Origin of the sequence: Coleofasciculus sp. F4-SAH-05 (genome assembly GCF_040222985.1) — a bacterium.
Taxonomy (GTDB): Bacteria; Cyanobacteriota; Cyanobacteriia; order Cyanobacteriales; family Coleofasciculaceae; genus Coleofasciculus; species Coleofasciculus chthonoplastes.
Window position 1 is genome coordinate 1 of sequence record NZ_JAVKBY010000194.1, and the last position, 18067, is coordinate 18067.

The window sequence follows — 18067 nt, forward strand, 5'->3', positions numbered from 1 at the left end:
CTTGACTTTTTTGAATTCTTCAATTATCCTAGCAAGCATGATTTTTTTGAAATTGAAAAAAGTGAGCTTTTCTTAATTTTACCGGAAAAAGTTCACTTTTCTTTTAAAGATTCCCCCGGACTTTGAAAACCCCCTGCTTTGGGAGGGGTTAGGGGAGGGGATTCCGCACGCTTGCAAGACACTTTCGACGGCTTTATTCACAGCGTAATACTGGTGATAAGCGCTGATTTTCTTGAGGGTTTGCAGATGAACAACCTCGGTTTCTGGGTCTATGGTTTTGGTTTGTTCAAAGACGGTGAAATGGCGGATCAGGTCAAGTAGGGTGTGTTTATTCAGCATCCCTTGAGTGAGGATTTCCAGTTCGTTGGTGTCGGGGTATTCGGCAGCATCAATATTTTTGCGGAGTTTATCTGCCGACTTCCACAACTTCTGCTCTAGGGTTTCGCTGTTTTTGACCTTCGTTTTCGTATTTTTCGGCAATATCGTTATCTCCAGTAATCCGATTGAGCGGATTGAGGCTCACTTTTTTTAGGGTAAGCGATGGGCTGGGTCGCTGGCAATCTTTATAAGTCGGTGGGGACAATTAAAGATTGTCTTATGTCTTATGTAAAGTCGGGGCGGGTTTAGTTACTTATGGGTGTAACCAAAAAGATAGTAGTGAAACATTGGTGTCAACTTAAGCTTAGCCCCTAGGTTTCCGGGCTAATGGTTAATTCATCTTGCTTAGGTGTGCCACACTACTACTACCAAGGACTACCCACCAGGGTTAAAGCACTCCAGTAGTAAGGATGGGTAAAGTCTTGATCTGGCAATTTGGCGAGTTCGGGGTTTAAGGGAATACGTAAATCTCCAACGAGTAGCTGTTTGTCTTCTAACCGGATTTCACCTTTAAGCATAGCCAGTTGAGTTTGCCGTAGGGCTTCGGCTTTGATGGGGGCTTGGTGCAAATGCTCATAAAAGCTAGTCATGAATCCCAGAGTTCCAGCATCGCTAATGTACCAGAGACTGCCTAGGGCGGACTTTACTCCGGCTTGTATGGCTAATCCGGCAAATCCTAATTCGGCTTCTCTGTCTCCCAAGGCGGTGCGACAAGCACTGAGGACTAACAGTTCTGTGGGAGGATTGTTTAATCCGAGTTGCCGCAATTGATCCAGTCTGAGCTTTTGGTTCCATAACTGGATATAGGAGTTAGACGCCTTACCCGATTGAAACTCGCCGTGAGTGGCTAAGTGGATAATACCAAAGGGTTGAGATGAGCGGATTTGCTTGAGATTTTCTAAGGTAAAGTCTTGGTTAAGAAAGGTTTTCCCTTGCCACAGAGGACCTGCGATCGCGGATAATTCTAAGGGTACTGCAGGTAAGGGATTCAGATCCTCGAAGGTATCAGCACCCATGGCGAGAACACCAACATTGCGGATATCCACATAACGAGTATCGGTTAGGGATAGGGTTGGCATTAAGCCCACACTGTATCGTTCAATGATAAAGCCATTACCATCGTGTAAGGCGGCGACAGGTAGAGAGCGTAAACCTTCATCCATAACGAAGGCTAAGTTATCAATTTCTCCAGCTTCTAAGTATTCCTCTACAGGAGCAACTAGCCATTGATATAGTTGTTTAGCTGGGGTGAGATAGTCACGGGGAATCCTGACGCTAGTCACGTTGCGGCGAAATTCTTGAGCCACATCTAAAACTTGCCCACGGGTGACTCCACCTATGCGTCGCCGTATCGGGGGTTCCTCGGCGGAGATGATAAGTAGTTCTAATTGATCACTATCTTGGGGGGTAATTGTAACGTGGGGTTCAGAGCGATTGAAGTAGTTATCAAACGCCTCGGTATTATTCGTTTCTAATCCGGTATAGTTTGTGTTTTTTGAGATTTCGGTTGGCGCAAAGCTGACATAAATGAGTGCGGGTTTTTCCCCAGTGGCTTGTTCAATTTCACTGAGAATTTGACGCGCTTCTGTCTCGCTTTTGATTGGGGTACTTAAGCGATTGGATGCTATAGGTTGGACGACTGGGAAGGATTCGATTTCTTCTTCAACTTCATTTTGGATTAGGGCAGTCAGTGGAATCGTTGGTGGTGTCGTTGGTGGAATTTCGATTGGTGGAATTTCGATTGGTGGTGTCGTTGGTGGTATCGGCGTTGGTGGTATCGGCGTTGGTGGTTCATCAACGTTAATACTAACCTGTTGTGGTTCAGAGAAGGAGACGCGATCGCTCCCTATAATGGTAAAGGCTGAAATGTCCCCTGTCTCATCTGTTGGCGGGGTGTATACCAGAGTATCTCCTTCCTCAATTGTGTCGCCTGCTTCTAGAATAACTCCATTTCTAGTTAATGTTCCGGCATTAATTTGATCAATAACAATTGACAAACTTGTATCACCATCTGCATCCTCCAGAGTCGCCTGTAAATCTTCAAAGGTAAACGTAATAGGCTGATTTTCTTCTGTGTCGGGTAGCGTTGGATTTAGCGTTAGTTCGGGTGGACTATTAACAGACGTGATAGTAATACCGTTGGGAGTATCATCTGCGTCACCCCCTTCTGGGAGAACTGGAAATGAGCCTGAAGGCAAAGAAGTTTCGCCAGTATCGATACTTCCGGCTAAACTATTAGTCGTTAAACTGCCAACAACAAAGGGTACATTCTCTGATCCGCCATTATGTTGGATTTCAACCGAACCATTTTGAATTGTCCCACCCAATTCACTACTTGCCTGAGTTAGTATGGTCGTATTTGTAGCACCCAGTAATCCCGTTCCTTGCACAACTCCATTAGCGATAATGCTGACATCTCCTGCTGTTGCATTTGATATCATTTGACCGATCGCAGAAGTATCTATGGTTGTAAACTCAATATTTTCTCCTGCCTCTAATATTACAGAACCTGCGACCTGATCAAATCCTTCCGGATCAAACCCCTCCGTCGAGGAATTAATTGCACCTGTTTTTATCGTGCCATCAGCTCGCAAATCTACGTTACCACCATTACTAAAGAAACCAGATGAATTAATATTTTCAGTTTCAATATTTCCTCCAGCCTCTAAAGTGACACTTCCCGCGTCTAACTCACCAGAGCCATCATTAAAGGAATCAATCGCACCTGTGGTAATATTTCCACTCGCTTCGATAATGACTGGACCACCATAATGGTCAACTCCTTCACCAAAATCAAATATACCAACCGCAATATCGCCAACCGTTACATTGCCAGGGGACGATGGTTCTCCTGATGAATCAAAAGAAGTTTCTCCCGCATCTACAGGAACATTCGGAGGATTGTCCAATGTATCCAAACCTGCTCGTAAAATCAGCGCAGGTTGATTGCTTAATATACCACTATCGGGATCTCCACTCTCGCTGAGCGTAAAGTCTGCATCTGTAATCGTAATATTTCCCCCAGAAATACTACCTGTCGCTTCTATTTTTAGCGAAACTCCCGTGTAATCACCGAATATTACGTCACCAATAGCACTAATAATCGGGTCTTTTTTACTTAAAAATGTTCCAGAATTACCCAACAGGTTTAAAATTGAAAAACTGCCACCACTAGCAAAGTGAGCATCTCCAGAAATAATTCCATCGCTGACTAAAGTTAGATCTCCTCCACTGACAAAGGGAGTCTGGTAAAGATGATTCAGCGCTAAGATATCAATGCCCAGATTTCCTCGAATATAAAGATTCCCACCCGCTTGGGCAATAAAAGGATTCTCAATACTATCACGCACAAAGACTGTGTTGTTAGCGAGGAGATTCATATCCTCACTTGTTCTAAGTTGGCTCTCGATGAGAATCAGATTTTGCTGGGCTGAAAGGGTAGCTGTTCCAGCATTGATTTGATTAACGGCGACATCACCAGTTTGGACTTCAGTACCTGAATTGGTGAGTTGAACTTGTCCTTCCGGAGTAACTGTCACGTCGGAATTAGTATCTACACCATTACCTGTAAGGAGTTGAGGTAACATCTGAGGTGTAATCGGTGTTGGATTACCTTGGTTAGTTGTCGGCGGTTCAATTTGTAAACTCAGGATTTGTCCAGCTTGATTAATTTGTAATCGACTGGTTCCCGGTACTGAGGCTATAGTGATATTTCCCTCTGGCGTTATCAGCGTACCCGTACTCAGAACTGTTCCCCCAATTAGGGAAAGATTCGAGGCGGCTGGTACAGCTAAGTCTCCCATATTAATGATACTTCCCGGTTGTAAGGTTTCAAACCGAAAGCTATTGGGGTTTCCCACTAAGTTGGTATAGTCATTACTGGCAAATGCCTCCAGCCACCCTCCATTAAACCCAATGCTAGTTGCCGTGGTTGCGGTAAAGGATGCCGGGACGTTAAGTTGGGAATTTGCTCCGAAGACTATTCCCGCCGGATTCATTAAAAATAAGTTAGAGTTGCCTCCCGTCACTTGAATAATCCCATTAATAATAGAGGGATCTCCTCCAATTATTTTCCCTAATATATTGTTAATGCTTGGCTCAGAAATAAAGTTAGCACTCTGATTATTGTCAACTCCAAAATCTTCAAAACTATGGAATAGATTGGTGCCATCTGCCGATTGAGAACCGCCTGTGATGTTGATTTGGTTGCCTGAGGGCGTGACAATTGTACCCGTGCCATCATTAGCGGGTGTAATCAATTGAGCTTGGACTATTTTTTGCCCAATCATAGCCACCCCTGAAAGAGTTGCCAGAGATAAGCCAGCAATTTTCAGGGTTGAGGATAGAAGCGGCGTTTTGCGTTTCAATGCGAACCGTGCCTGCATTGTTGCGCCTGTCCCTTTTGTTTGTAAAGCTACCTCTATGCGATCGCTCAATCCCCGCCGTTGCAGCGCCCGTCTCATGGCTGCATGACAATGGGAAATCTGTTGTACTCGATTCTGATAGGAAAGACTCTCAGGATTGCTGCGATAATAATAGAGAGGTTTGGAAATATGGGCTATTTCTATCGTTTCTGACAACCGTAGACATAGATCGTAATCTTCTGCATATTCAGCTGGGAAATCAATTCCCCCAACTCTATCGAAAACAGAACGACGAATTAACCGGAAGTGGAACGTCATAAAGTTTGTCAGCAGTCGTTGTTTAGAATAGGGAACACTACAGCGTTGTCCGTAACCAATGACTTTACCGCTTTCATGAATATCTAAGTAATCGGTGTAAACCATCCCTACATCTGGCTGAGTATCCAGAATTGCGGCAGTTTCTGCAAGTGCAGTGGGTGCTAACCAATCATCGCTATCTACCCAACCGATATAGGAACCCGTGGTTTTCGCGATCGCACGTTGGAGGGAAATACCTCGTCCTTGATGTTCAGCAGCAATGACCCGGACTCGTGGATCGCGTTTAGCATAGTCTTGAGCAATAGTCACAGACCCATCTGTTGACCCATCATCCCACACAATTAACTCAAAATCTCCCCAAGTTTGTGCCAGTATGCTGTCAATGGCTGCACCGAGGTAATGTTCTCGGTTGTATGTAGTGATGACAATAGAAATGGCGGCAGTCATGGCATCCTCCGGAAGGGTGATTTTTTGCGTCTTGATGCGTGGCTAGTCAAACAATCGAAAAACTGGGATCTGTTGGTGCGATCGCGTGATTAATCCTACTGTCTATCGTAGTCGAGGGATTGGCGATCGGCTAATTTTAGAAATTAAATGATACAGTTCAACCTGATATCTATAAGGACACGACAATGCCATGCCCCTACAGCTATTTATCAGGTTTTAAATCAGCGATATTCAATATCAGATTTAACCAGTTGCTCAAACTTTCACTTCATCGGCAAAACTAGCCCATCGGACAAAGTAAAAAGGACCAGCAATGGAACCCCAAATATGTTCATCGGTTATAGGATCACGTCCCCTGTCTAAACTAATAAACTGATTTTCGTCAATTTCAAATGTACTATCTAGATAGGTTTCTTTACCTTTGCGAAAAACCTTACAGGCTTTACCCGGTTCAACGTGTCCTTGAAAGCTTTTCCCTGTCCATTCCACAATCATATTACAACCAGGAAGTTTATCTAGCTGATCGGTGGTTAGGGTTTGCAGGCGGTTGAGATCACGAGAGGCGCCGTAAAATTTTTCGGGTTCTTTAACGGTGTAATTTTCAATTTCAATATGATCGCCAACCACCATTAATTTCAACACCCGTAAGCGGTAGGGGACGTTGAGAAGATAGTCATAAGCTTGTTCAACCAACAAACTGACTCCATCTAGGAGTGACGCGGGGAGGGGACGCATAAACACCCGGATATGGGCGTAAAAGGGCGGATTGTCAAAAGCCTGTTGTTGGTTACTAAAGTCAGCCGCCATCCAACGGGCTAATGTGGCAATGTCAGTAGAATGAGTCATTATTAACAATCTTGTTAATCGAAATATTGGATCTGGATCAATCTTAAATTGATTTTATTCCTAATAACAGAGGCATTCACGTCTTGATTGCTGTACCCTAGTAGAGTTGAGCGGTGAGCAAACCTCTGTGGATGCAATTCTAGAGCAAGCCAAAGATCTGAAACAAGCCCTAACGGACTTCGTACTGGAAGCAGACGGAGAGTTAGCCGTCGCCTTGGAAAGCTATGCGGCTGATCAGTTGACGCGAGAACCCTATGATATCAACCAGCGCAACTTGGTGATTGATACCTTCTTAACTGAGGGTGACGTGGAAAAACAGACGCCGTTGGATCTGTTCCTGGAACGACATCCTAATTTAACATCCCGCGATCGCACGCTGCTGAACCGCTGGCGAGATAGCTTTATCGGCTTGTTTGAACTCACCCACATCCTTCCCGATGGCTTTGAACTGAAAAATTGGCTAACGGATAAGCATTACACCGTCAAACCCACTCATCCCACTACCATAGACCAGATGCGGCGGTTTAAGGTTGGGGAAATCTTACTCACTCGCCTCGCCCCTGTCACCGATACCTACTGGATGATTTCTAGTCCAATCATTTCCAAAGGGCGCTTGAGTCAGCCTAAGCTAGCCGTAGCCATTGGAGAATTCAAGAACAACTACAAAAATGCCCTTTACCGTGACGCATCAGAACTATTAGAACAGGCTTGGGAGTCTGTCGCTACCTATCATCAGGCATTTGTAGACTTTTTTGGACGCGATCGCATTACCCTTCCTGGATACCAGCTTAATCAAAAATTGGCTCAACTGCGGGATAAAATGACCCAGGAACGTTTGATGGCGGCGGGGATTGATCCATCGAAATCCCTGAAAGACATGATCCAAGATGCAGGTACGGATGAGGAGGACATCAAAACAGCGGCGGTGGAAGCAGGCGCAGACGCCAACGCGGTTAGCAATATGTTGGACAACTCCACCAACTCTCCCATGGTGACGCCTAAGGTAGATTTACCAGACGATATCCGCAACGCTGAACAGGTTACTGTTTTTTCTCATCCCCGTTGGGGTCAAATGTTTCTTCCCACTTACTCTAAGTTTCAGGAGATGCTAACATCCGAAGACTGGCAAACTTATCCCAATGCTGAAGAACGAGTCCACAAATACTTAAATGATCCTCAGATTAACTTGTTTATCTGGCAACAACTAGCCGAGGAGTATCCCACTCAACTGGAGAAGGTACTACAAACGGTATTAGATCGTCCAGATTTTAATCTCAAGCAGGATTTATAACCCACACTTCACCAAGAGTTTCATAAACCCCTAGAACCGGAACTCCCAGAAATTGCTAGCGTTCCCCTGCATTTGCACAATCTGTTTGAGTCGGCTGTCGCTGAGGTTCACAAATCCAAGTCTAAAGGTAAGCGGAAAAAGAAAGCCGCCAAAGGCTTCCAATAATGCCTTGGGTAGGTTAGGATAAGGCAAATTATCTACTAATATCTCTATCCATGGATAGAAAAATCATTCGCCTTTGCCTATTTATCGTGAGTTGTAGTGCGGTGGGACTGGTTGTGGGAGGTACTGCCGCTCAAGCAGAATTGAATCAGTGTTTAGGAATCGCGACACCGACAGATGAGTGCTTGTTGCAAGATCCCATGGTTAAAACGGTTGAAGGTATGGGAATGGGTTTATTAGCAATGAGTTTCGCTAATGCGCCTGCAATTAGACCTAATACGAGCCAAGCAATAATATTCATAGAAGTCTCTCCTTAATGTTTATTGTGTCTTGTTTCACTATTAGGTTCAGCCTATCAATTCCTGTAAATCTTCGCTTCTATCCAATTAAATAAATTAACTATGCCTAAATCAGTATTTATGATTATCCGAAGATGTAGAGACGTAGCCGGCTACGTCTCTACACCCAAATTAATTCGGGGGACTCATACCCCAACCACTATTGGTTCAAATTACCCCATCTTGAGAATTTGGTGGAGCATCTGCGTTTTAATCCAACCCAGCCTAGGGAACTAAACATTAACAAACCCAAGACAGAACTGGGTTCCGGTACACTTTCAACTGCAAAGACACTCAGGGTGCCACTGGTTTCATTGGCGGTAACCACCAAGGGATTACCATTAGGACTCTCGTTAGCCGCAATGAACAGTAACCCTTCTAGCCCTAAATCACCGACAGCGGCTAACTGTTCGGCTGTCGGATCAGGATATCCTTCTTCATTTAAGTTAAATTCAACGGAGAAGTCGCGGTTGTTGACGTAATCGAGGAAGAACGGATTAAACGGATCAGTGATGTCATAACTGATAATGCCACCCATGCGTTCCAAACCAATAAAGGCAATGGTGCGACCAAAGAGTTCCGCAATCGTCACCGCTTGAGGTTCAGGTCCTTTATCATCACTGCGATCATCAAATAAGTTGAGTTCGTCGTTGGAGTTGAAGAACTCTGGCAGAAACTCTGCTGTAATCTGTTCAAAGGCATCCCCACTGTCAAAGATGAGTGTGCCGTCTGTATCCCAAATCGAGAATGAACGTCCGCCAAAGGTATACAATTCGTCAAAGTCCCCATCGTCGTCTGTATCCCCTAGAGTGTTAGTGACTTTTAAACGACCCAGATTTTCATCCTTTTGTAATTCTGCGGCGTTGGGGAAAGCTTGGGGATCAAGGAGTAAGTCGCCTACCCTCGCCTCTTCACTAAAAAAGTCAAAGTCCCGGCTGTCACCTTCATTGGCAGTAACCAGATAGGTTTGACCATCTACAATATAGGAGGTAATTCCATCAGGTTGGAACATCCCGAACAGGTTGTCATAATTCGCGATGTTGATGATACCGTCTTTATTGCTGGCGTCTAAGGCATTTCCTGGTAGGCTATAATCCTTAAAGCCCAGCCCGATTACTTTTTCTACCTGACCACTGGCGATATCAACTACCGCGATCGCATTATTCTCCTGTAGGGTGACATAAGCTTTTTGGGAATCCTGAGAAACGGTCACAAATTCAGGTTCCATGTTTTGTGCTGGGTTATCAGCGTTGGGTCCAAACAGGCGAACGTTTGACGGTAGGGAAACATTATTGAAGCTAGCCGTGGTTACATTAAATGTTGTCAGGTCAATGATACTGACCGAACCCACTGGATCAGTATCTGGGTAATCATCACTCAACTCCCCCTCGTTAGCCACAATAATCTTGGTGCCATCTGGGGTGAAGGTGAGTGAGTCCGGGACTGAACCCACGGAAACCGGGTCATGGATGGAATTCCCTTCCGCATCGAAGAACAACACCAAACCAGAATTTTGCGGCATCTCATTGGTGACAGAGACAGCAAATCGACCATTGTTATAGCTGACGCTGTTGGGTGAGCCATAGCTTGCCAGGTTGATGCTTGTGAACTCCGACGGCTCCATCGGATTGCTAATATCAAGGATATTAATCTGCTTTTGACCGGAACTGGTCACGAACAACCGTTGAGTGATCGGATCATACGCCGTTTGTTCCGCTGTGTTGTTCGCGAAAATACCTGTCGAGAATGAACCGATGGGTTTCAGGTTGAGATTAATCGCGGCGGCTGGTGTCGCCATAATACCGAGTAAGACGGCTGACTGTAGGGTTGACTGAACGATACTGGGTATTCGATGAATGAGTGAATTTTGACGCCTGGACATGGGTGATGAACCTCCTGATGTGGATACAATCGATAACGATAAGTAAGAGGGTGGGTATAATTCACCCCAAGAAGTTACGTTTTGTCAAGCCACATTGCCGCTGATTTGGGTAAGAATGGCTGATGTTTTTACATTTCTTCATAAATTAAGCTAAATGAACACCGTTTGTTTGCCAGGGACAGAACTACATATCCACAATTACCACCAGGCGCGACAGAGCAATTTGTTTACAAAACTTAACTTGAAAAGCCGAGTCAAACTACCTACTTATGTACTTCTTATTTAGCATAGTCTTACGCCAATAAAAAAGAGTTCTGAGAGAAGTTCATCAACTCTTTAACACAAACCCGAAAAAGCTTCACGGAAACTTTATGAAAAAATTTGTCAAAATTTGATATGTATTCAGCAAACTGACAAAATAATCTTAAAGACAAAGCGGTATCCCCATACCTGGAAACTGGAGAAGCCTTTCGAGTCTAAACAGACAAGAAAAACTGAGGCGAAACAACTGCACGGTTATCAACGACAATTTGTGATCATTGAGAGTTAAACAAAGAGAGTTAAACAAATGTTGCCAAAATTTTTGAAAGAGGTTGTCTTGCTGGGTTTGTTCACCACCCTCGTAAGTTGTAGTTCTACCGAAGAGAACACCTTGTCACAAACGCCAACATCGACGCCAACCCCTCAATCCACCGCTACTGGAACCCTTGTCCTTGCCGACGTTAACAAAAATGCCGCTGCCAAGCTAGAGAAGTTCCAGCCCATGGCGGATTACCTAGCCGCCCGCTTAGAAAAATTTGGCATTGGTGTCGGTGAGGTACAAGTTGCCCCCGACTTAGATACGATGGCAAGCTTACTCAAAGAAGGCAAAGTCGATATCTACGTGGACAGTCCCTACCCCGCGATGATTGTCAGCGATAAATCGGGAGCCGAACCCATCCTGCGCCGCTGGAAGAATGGCAAGGGTGAATACTATGGGGTGATCTTTACCTTGGCAGAAAGCGAGATTGACTCCTTAGCGGATCTTAAGGGAAAAATGATCGCCTTTGAGGAACCCGTCTCCACCTCCGGCTATTTTTTACCCCTGAATACCCTGCTAGACGCCGATTTGAAGATGGTCGAAAAAGGCTCACGAAATGAAGCTGTCGCCGCTGATGAAGTGGGATATGTCTACAGTAATGATGATGAAAATACGATCCAATGGGTACTGAGTGGCGAAGTCGCGGCTGGCGGGGCTGATTATTCATTCCTGGAAGAAATCCCCGCAGAAAGCCGCAAAGCGCTGAAAATTCTGGCTGAAACTCAGAAAATTGCTCGCCATCTGGTCATCGTCAGACCCGGTATGGACCCAGAGTTGGTACAACAGATTAAGACGGTCTTAATGGAAATGGATCAGACCCCTGAGGGTAAGGAGGTACTCACCACCTTTGAGCAAACCACCAAGTTTGACCAGTTTCCCGTTGAAACCAGTCTCGATAAAATGCGCCAGTTGTATGAACAAGTTGAGAAAAAATAAGGGGGAGAGGCTGTCCTGAACGACAATTTGCCCAGATGTACCAGCCAGGAAGTAACAGTTATCGGAATAAGGGGAGGAAGATAAGTCTAATGGCTAGATTCAACCCAAAAAAAGGTTCACTAGCCACCAAAATAACGTTGGCGATGACCACATTAGTGATTGTGGCGGTCGCCAGCGTCACGATGTTATCCCTACGCCGTCAGCAAGAAACCTTTCGCGATGAACTAGAACAGCAGGCTGACCTATTGCTGGATACCTTAGTCGTCGCCAATCAAGATTCGCTCTACTTTCTCGATGTCTCTTTTATGAAGGAACTCATGGAAGAATTGGGCGAGGATCAAGTATTAGTGGCGGGTCAGATTTATGACAAAGATGGACGGGTGCTAGCGGATGCCTATAGCCGCAATGTTTTAGCTTATGGGGTCAAACCTGATCCCTTAGGTAAAGAACTGGTGGAAAGTAACGAAACAGTGTTAAAGTGGCAGGCTGACCAACTGCTTGCGGGTAAAGCCGTCGTTTTGGGGCGTCAGCGGCTTGGGGCAGTTAGTGTTGGGCTATCGACAGCCCCGCTGAAGGTAAAGATGGCAGCAGTGCGGAATGAAGGGATTGCCATGGGACTGGCGGCGGCGATGGTGGGTACGCTGGTGGCACTACTTCTGAGCCGTTCCATTACCGAACCCTTGAAGCAAATGACCGCCGCCACGCAGCATCTGGCGAAAGGGGATCTGAGTCAGAAGATTGCGATTGACACCAATGACGAACTGGCGGTTTTAGCGGGTGCATTTAATAGCATGACCGACCAACTGCGACACCTCATCGAAAGTTTGGAACAGCAGACTGAAGATTTGCGGCAAAGTGAAGCGAAAAATAGTGCTTTGTTGAATGCGATTCCCGACTTAATGTTTCGGTTTAGCCCAGATGGGATCTTTCTGGATTTTAAAGCACCAAAAGGAGAGTCTTACCTACAATCATCAGAAACATGGGTCGGTCAACCTGTCTCTGATGTTTTACCCCAAGAGGTGGCTCGATTATGTTTAGAGTATGTCGAGCGAACGTTAAAGACTCAAGATATTCAAATTTTTGAGTATGAGTTGTTTGTCGAGGATCATCGCCGGAATTTTGAAGCACGGTTGGTGGTTAGTGGTAAACGGGAAGTTTTAGCGATTGTTCGGGATATTACAGATGCGAAATTAGTCCAAATTGAATTCCAACAGGCAAAAGAAGAAGCGGAAGCGGCTAATCGGGCGAAGAGTGCCTTTCTTGCTAGTATGAGTCATGAATTAAGAACGCCTTTGAATGGTATCCTCGGCTTAAGTGAGTTACTGCGGGAGGATGCCGAGGATTTAGGGTATACCGATTTTGTCCCGGATCTCCAGCAGATTTACGACTCTGGACTCCATCTTTTGAATCTGATCACCGATATTCTGGACATTTCTAAAATTGAAGCTGGGAAGATGAGCCTTTATCTGGAAAGCTTCGATATCTCTACTTTAATCGTTGAAGTTCAGAAGACGGTACAACCCCTAATCAAGAAAAAGACTAATACTCTAGAGGTTCATGGCACGGCGTCCCTTGGCACAATGTATGCTGACCGAACTAAGATTAAGCAGTTGCTATTAAACCTAATTAGCAACTCTGCCAAATTCACGGAGAACGGCACAATTATACTGAGTGTTACTCGTGGAAGTCAAGATGAGGAAAATGGTCACTCGAAACGGGACGCTAAAAGGCTACTGGCGAATGGAGTATCCTCATTGGTTTCATCAGCAACCCTCGGTAGTGCTTCAATGCCTGATGCTGGGAATGACGACCCAACCTCGGATTGGGTTATTTTTTCGGTTTCCGATACTGGCATTGGCATGAGTCCAGAGCAGGTGGCAAAGATATTTCAGCCGTTTGTCCAAGCCGATGATTCTACCACGAAAAAGTACGGAGGTACGGGTCTAGGATTGGCAATTTGCCAACGTTTCTGTGAGATGATGGGCGGTAATATTACGGTGGAAAGTGAGGTGGATGTTGGCTCGACGTTTAGCTTTTACCTACCAGCTAAAGTCAAAGATCCAAAGACGGATAAAGAAAAAGTTTCTTCATGAATTGAATTTCACCAACCTACTTATCCTCGGTACTGGATCAAGACGTGCCATAAAAGTCTCTATATCAAGTAATTAATCCAGAACGGAGTGCATGGACAGCGGCTTGAGTGCGGTCATCAACGCAGAGCTTATTCAGAATATTGCGAACATGGGTTTTTACTGTGCCTACCGTAATATAAAGCTTATCCGCGATCGTGGCATTACTCGCTCCTGCCACAATTAGCTCAAGCACCTCTAATTCCCGTTCAGTTAAGGGATAGGCTTCGATGACTTGTTCGTACTCTAGACCTACCGCATCAATCTTAACAGTTCGCTCTTGATTCGCCGCCTCTACCTGAGATGATGTCTCTCGTTTTACCTGTCGCAAAACAATACTGGCAATCGCTGGATCAATCCAGGAGTTTCCTTCCTGGGTTACGGTTAATGCCTCTACAAGCTGTTCAATTTCAATATCCTTCATGCAATAGGAATTGGCTCCAGCCGCAAAAGCAGCTAGTACCGCATCTTCACTATCATGCATGGTTAAGATGAGAACTTTTGTTTCTGGCTCCTGGGTATCTGCATGGCTACTCTTGAACTTGCGAGTCAAATCAATGCCATCCATATCCGGTAAACCGATATCCACAATAGCGACATCGGGTTTCAGGCTTTCTAGCAGCTTCAATCCTTGAGTCGCATTCGCCGCTTCTCCGACGACTTCAATTCCATCCTGTTCTTGTAAAGCGGCTTGTAAACCCATCCGCGTAAGGTTATGGTCTTCAATCAGGACGACACGCATAGGACTCACCATCAATGTTTCAGAACTCAAATTCGTTTGATCTTGGTCATTGAGAGATGGGGGACTGTTTGACTCCTTCTCTCGGATTTGGGGAATTTTCATTATTCAGCCTAACCTAATCCATCCTTAGATTTAATCACTATGAAGTAACGGACTGGCAATTCCTCAGAGCGTTGAATCACAGATTACAACGGAGGCTTCCTTGCCGGAGTAGGTTATTCTTCCTTTCCGATCGCGCTGATACCCTGGAGTCAGGTCAGACTAGGATAAATCTTGCCTTAGCATCCTTGAGCCTAAAAAGTCAAGTATTGCTATCGGCATCGATTACTCCTCCCTCGTTAGTGCGACGCGGCAATAAAGATAATCAACACTATGGCAGATCCGTGGCAGATGTACATCTATCAATAGTATTAGGCTGTTTCAGTTGAGCCAAAAATTTGCCAGCCAAGAGACTGTCCAGTGATTATGCCTATGGACTGAGACGAAAACCATAGCTATGAGCATACAATCTAAGACAAAGGTTGGACTGTCTTCAATGCCAGCTTAGGCAAACTCACTTCCAGGAATAAGCTGCAACCTCCATTAAGTCAGTTGTGCGTTAGGTCAATAGCCTTGACGCACCAGTTGCCATTTTCCCTGGGATACACCAGTGAGCTTGATGCTGACGTTGGTGATGAAGAAACCTCAACTTCTGTTGGTTATGAAAAAAATGCTCAATATTCTGATCGTTGATGATGAGGACATCGATCGCCTAGCTGTGCGTCAAGCTCTGGATGCCACGGGCTTGTCAATCAATTATGTTGAAGCCTGTGACTATAATAGCGCGATCGCTCTCATTAACCGTGAGACATTTGACTGTGTCTTTCTAGATTACTGCCTCCCCGACAAAGATGGATTAAGCCTGGTGCAGGATTTGCGAAAGGCTGGCGTCAAGATTCCCTTGGTGGTAATCACCGCTCACGGTAATGAGCAAGTCGCCGTGGCGCTGATGAAAGCTGGGGCGTCAGACTACCTGTCTCCGGATAAGGTTTCACCGACAAGCTTACGACGGATTCTGCAAAACGCGATTCGCATTTACCAAGCGGAACAGCAGGTGGAACTGGCTCATCAGCAGTTGCGCCAGACGAATGAACAGTTAGTCCGGCAAAATCAAGAATTAGCCCAACAACGGCAACAAATTCAACGTCAAAATTTAAAATTAAAAGAACTCTCTAAACTTAAATCGCAGTTTTTAGCAACGACGTCCCATGAATTGCGGACGCCGATGAATGTGATTATCGGCTTTGCTCAAATGCTCCTACTCCAACGCCATGGATCACTGACATCATCACAATTAAAGATGGTGCAATGTATCTTGAAAAATGGCAAACACCTGTTATCCCTCTTAAGTGAAGTCTTGGATTTTGCTCAAATTGAAGCCGGGGCTTTGAAACTTAAAGCTGAAGAATTTAATATCGAGCAAGTGGTCAATTCCACTGTTAATGATGTTCGTCCATTGGCACTCCAGAAAGGGTTAGACTTATCGATAAAAATGCAACTAAAAAATTCCTCAGTTATCAACGATCGCTCTCGTTTGCATAAGGTCTTAAAACACCTGCTCATGAATGCGGTGAAATTTACCAAATCTGGGTCGATCTGGGTCAATGTATACGAGGTTGAATCGCAACGACTGATCATTGACGTTGAGGATACGGGAATTGGTCTGTCTCAAGCCGAATTAGACTATATTTTTGACGCCTTCCGCCAAGTTGATCAGACCATAGCCCGTCAATACCCCGGTACAGGGCTAGGATTGGCAATGACTAAATCCTTAGTTCAATTGATGCAGGGCAAGATTACGGTAGAAAGTCAAGTGGGAGAAGGGTCAATTTTTCGCGTCGAATTGCCGCGTTATATTTCTTATTCGGGGAAGTTGACAGAAATTAAATTACCTGCTTATAATTGAATTTTTTTAAAACGTTTGTGAGCTATGATGCTTTTCAAGTATAACTAGATGAAAAATGAATCTACCTGAGCCAAAGATAGAGAGAATTCTAGCAGTTGATGATGCGCCAGACAATTTATTCCTAATGCAAACCATCTTAGAAACTGAAGGATATGAACTCAGTTTAGTTGAAGATGGATATTCGGCATTAGCAATAGTTGAAAAATCACCTCCTGATTTAATTTTGCTGGATGTAATGATGCCACAAATGGATGGTTATGAGGTGACTCGGCGGATTCGTCAAAATAGCAGTTTGCCCTTTATCCCAATTTTGCTGATCACCGCGTATGAACAGTCGAGTGCGATTGAAGGACTCGATGCGGGAGCGGATGATTTTCTTCGCAAACCCGTGGATGTCGGTGAGTTATTAGCGCGAGTGCGATCGCTACTGCGACTTAAGTATAGTATTGATGAACAAGTGCGACTGGCGCGTCAGCGAGAGGATTTCGTCTCTCGTCTCACCCACGATTTGCGAACCCCCTTAGTCGCAGCTGATCGAATGCTGAGTTTATTGAAAAAGGGAAGCTTTGGACAGCTTCCTGATTCAGCCGGGGAAGCCGTCGTTTCTATCCAACAAAGCAATCAACATTTAGTCCAGATGGTGAATACGGTGTTGGAAGTCTATCGCCACGATGCTGGGTCTAAAGAGTTAACGTTTGTTTCGATAAATCCTCAGGAAATGATTCAGGAAGTTGTTCAGGAATTAACTCCTTTAGCCCAAGAAAAAGAATTAGCGTTAACGCTGAATCTAGGAGAGTGCGCTGATTTATTCAATTCAGACGATTGTCAGGTGATGGGCGATCGGCTCGAACTCCGCCGCGTATTTACTAATCTCATCGGCAATGCGGTCAAGTTTACGGAACAAGGATCGGTCGATGTTAATTTAGGTTTAGAATCAAATTTCACAAACTCGGCAGATGGTCAACCCCCTTTGGTGGCAATTTCCATTCAAGATACGGGATCAGGTATTTGTCCAGAAGATCTTGCCACTCTTTTCAAGCGATTTCGCCAAGGAAAGCATAAGCGATCGGGGAGTGGTTTGGGATTATACTTGTCTCGTCGGATTGTAGAAGCTCATCAGGGTAGGATTGAAGTCGAGAGTGAGTTGGGCAAAGGTAGTTTATTTACAGTTTATTTACCCGCACAAACGTGAGGGGAAGCAATGTAGAGACGTGCCATGGCACGTCTGGAAGCTGGGGAAGATAAGCTAAGACGCATTTAAATTGTGTAGTGTATTCCCTGTTGCCTGTGACACACCGAGCGTGTTACCGAGCGAAGTCGAGGTAAGTCGAGGTGTTGCCTGTTGCCTTCCTGGGGATTGAGGTATCCCAATCTAAATGCCGAACCGCTTAGTACTATCCTCAGCAAAAGGCAGAAGGGTTATCATGAGTAGATGGTTATTTCAGCCATCATGAAAATTTTAACCTTTAGGGTAACAACTATTCTTTATTCTTACAGAAAAGCGATGGTGCAGGTTCCCTCGCGATTCATCCGAGGGATGAAACCGAGCAAGTCGTGAAGACAGGGGTATTTATCCCGCAATAACCTCCTCAAGTGATATAATAAAACCCATTACAGGGAGGTAGTATTCTTGTACGGTTGTCAGCAAGTATTGTTAAATCCAGATCAAGAGCTAGCCGCAGTTTTAGAGTTTATTTGCACCGAAGCAA

Annotated in this window: 9 protein-coding genes and 2 pseudogenes; 6 read left to right on the plus strand and 5 right to left on the minus strand. The window is 45.0% G+C overall.

All coding sequences use genetic code 11. The features are described 5' to 3' along the window. Positions 1-168: 168 nt before the first annotated feature. The 3 genes and pseudogenes from RIG27_RS23085 to RIG27_RS23095 all read right to left on the minus strand — a co-directional run. Positions 169-375, minus strand: a pseudogene (locus RIG27_RS23085) (hypothetical protein); the annotation flags it as partial. 368 nt (positions 376-743) lie between these two features. Continuing rightward, positions 744-5507 carry a CHAT domain-containing protein gene (locus tag RIG27_RS23090; protein ID WP_446349074.1) on the minus strand — a complete coding sequence of 1588 codons (4764 nt, stop codon included), beginning with the start codon at positions 5505-5507 and terminating at the stop codon, positions 744-746. A gap of 255 nt (positions 5508-5762) precedes the next feature. Beyond that, positions 5763-6353: a CpcT/CpeT family chromophore lyase gene (locus RIG27_RS23095; protein WP_446346632.1), complete on the minus strand. Its 591-nt coding sequence runs from the start codon at positions 6351-6353 to the stop codon at positions 5763-5765. A 127-nt stretch (positions 6354-6480) separates the two neighbouring features. Here RIG27_RS23095 and RIG27_RS23100 point away from each other — a divergent pair. Together RIG27_RS23100 and RIG27_RS23105 are read left to right on the plus strand one after the other, a co-directional pair. Continuing rightward, a pseudogene (locus tag RIG27_RS23100) lies at positions 6481-7809 on the plus strand (hypothetical protein). Between the two features lie 50 nt (positions 7810-7859). Beyond that, the gene (locus tag RIG27_RS23105; RefSeq protein ID WP_446349076.1) at positions 7860-8123 is read left to right on the plus strand and encodes a hypothetical protein; all 264 of its coding nucleotides are present in this window, start codon (positions 7860-7862) and stop codon (positions 8121-8123) included. 181 nt (positions 8124-8304) lie between these two features. On the opposite strand, the gene RIG27_RS23110 is transcribed toward RIG27_RS23105, so the two are convergent. Beyond that, positions 8305-10026, minus strand: a complete 1722-nt coding sequence (locus tag RIG27_RS23110; protein ID WP_446349078.1) for a choice-of-anchor I family protein — start codon at positions 10024-10026, stop codon at positions 8305-8307. 568 nt (positions 10027-10594) lie between these two features. Between RIG27_RS23110 and RIG27_RS23115 the strand changes: the two genes are divergently transcribed. Together RIG27_RS23115 and RIG27_RS23120 are read left to right on the plus strand one after the other, a co-directional pair. Then, the gene (locus RIG27_RS23115; RefSeq protein ID WP_446349080.1) at positions 10595-11542 is read left to right on the plus strand and encodes a phosphate/phosphite/phosphonate ABC transporter substrate-binding protein; all 948 of its coding nucleotides are present in this window, start codon (positions 10595-10597) and stop codon (positions 11540-11542) included. Positions 11543-11631: 89 nt separating this feature from the next. Continuing rightward, positions 11632-13635 carry an ATP-binding protein gene (locus RIG27_RS23120; RefSeq protein WP_446349082.1) on the plus strand — a complete coding sequence of 668 codons (2004 nt, stop codon included), beginning with the start codon at positions 11632-11634 and terminating at the stop codon, positions 13633-13635. A 64-nt stretch (positions 13636-13699) separates the two neighbouring features. Here the strand turns inward: RIG27_RS23120 and RIG27_RS23125 are convergent, their stop codons facing one another. Further along, positions 13700-14422, minus strand: a complete 723-nt coding sequence (locus RIG27_RS23125; RefSeq protein ID WP_446349088.1) for a response regulator — start codon at positions 14420-14422, stop codon at positions 13700-13702. 664 nt (positions 14423-15086) lie between these two features. On the opposite strand from RIG27_RS23125, the gene RIG27_RS23130 reads away from it, so the two are divergent. Next, positions 15087-16358: an ATP-binding protein gene (locus RIG27_RS23130; RefSeq protein WP_446349084.1), complete on the plus strand. Its 1272-nt coding sequence runs from the start codon at positions 15087-15089 to the stop codon at positions 16356-16358. A gap of 55 nt (positions 16359-16413) precedes the next feature. Next, positions 16414-17550, plus strand: coding sequence for a hybrid sensor histidine kinase/response regulator (locus RIG27_RS23135; protein ID WP_446349086.1), 1137 nt, complete (start codon positions 16414-16416; stop codon positions 17548-17550). The last annotated feature ends 517 nt before the right edge of the window (positions 17551-18067 follow it).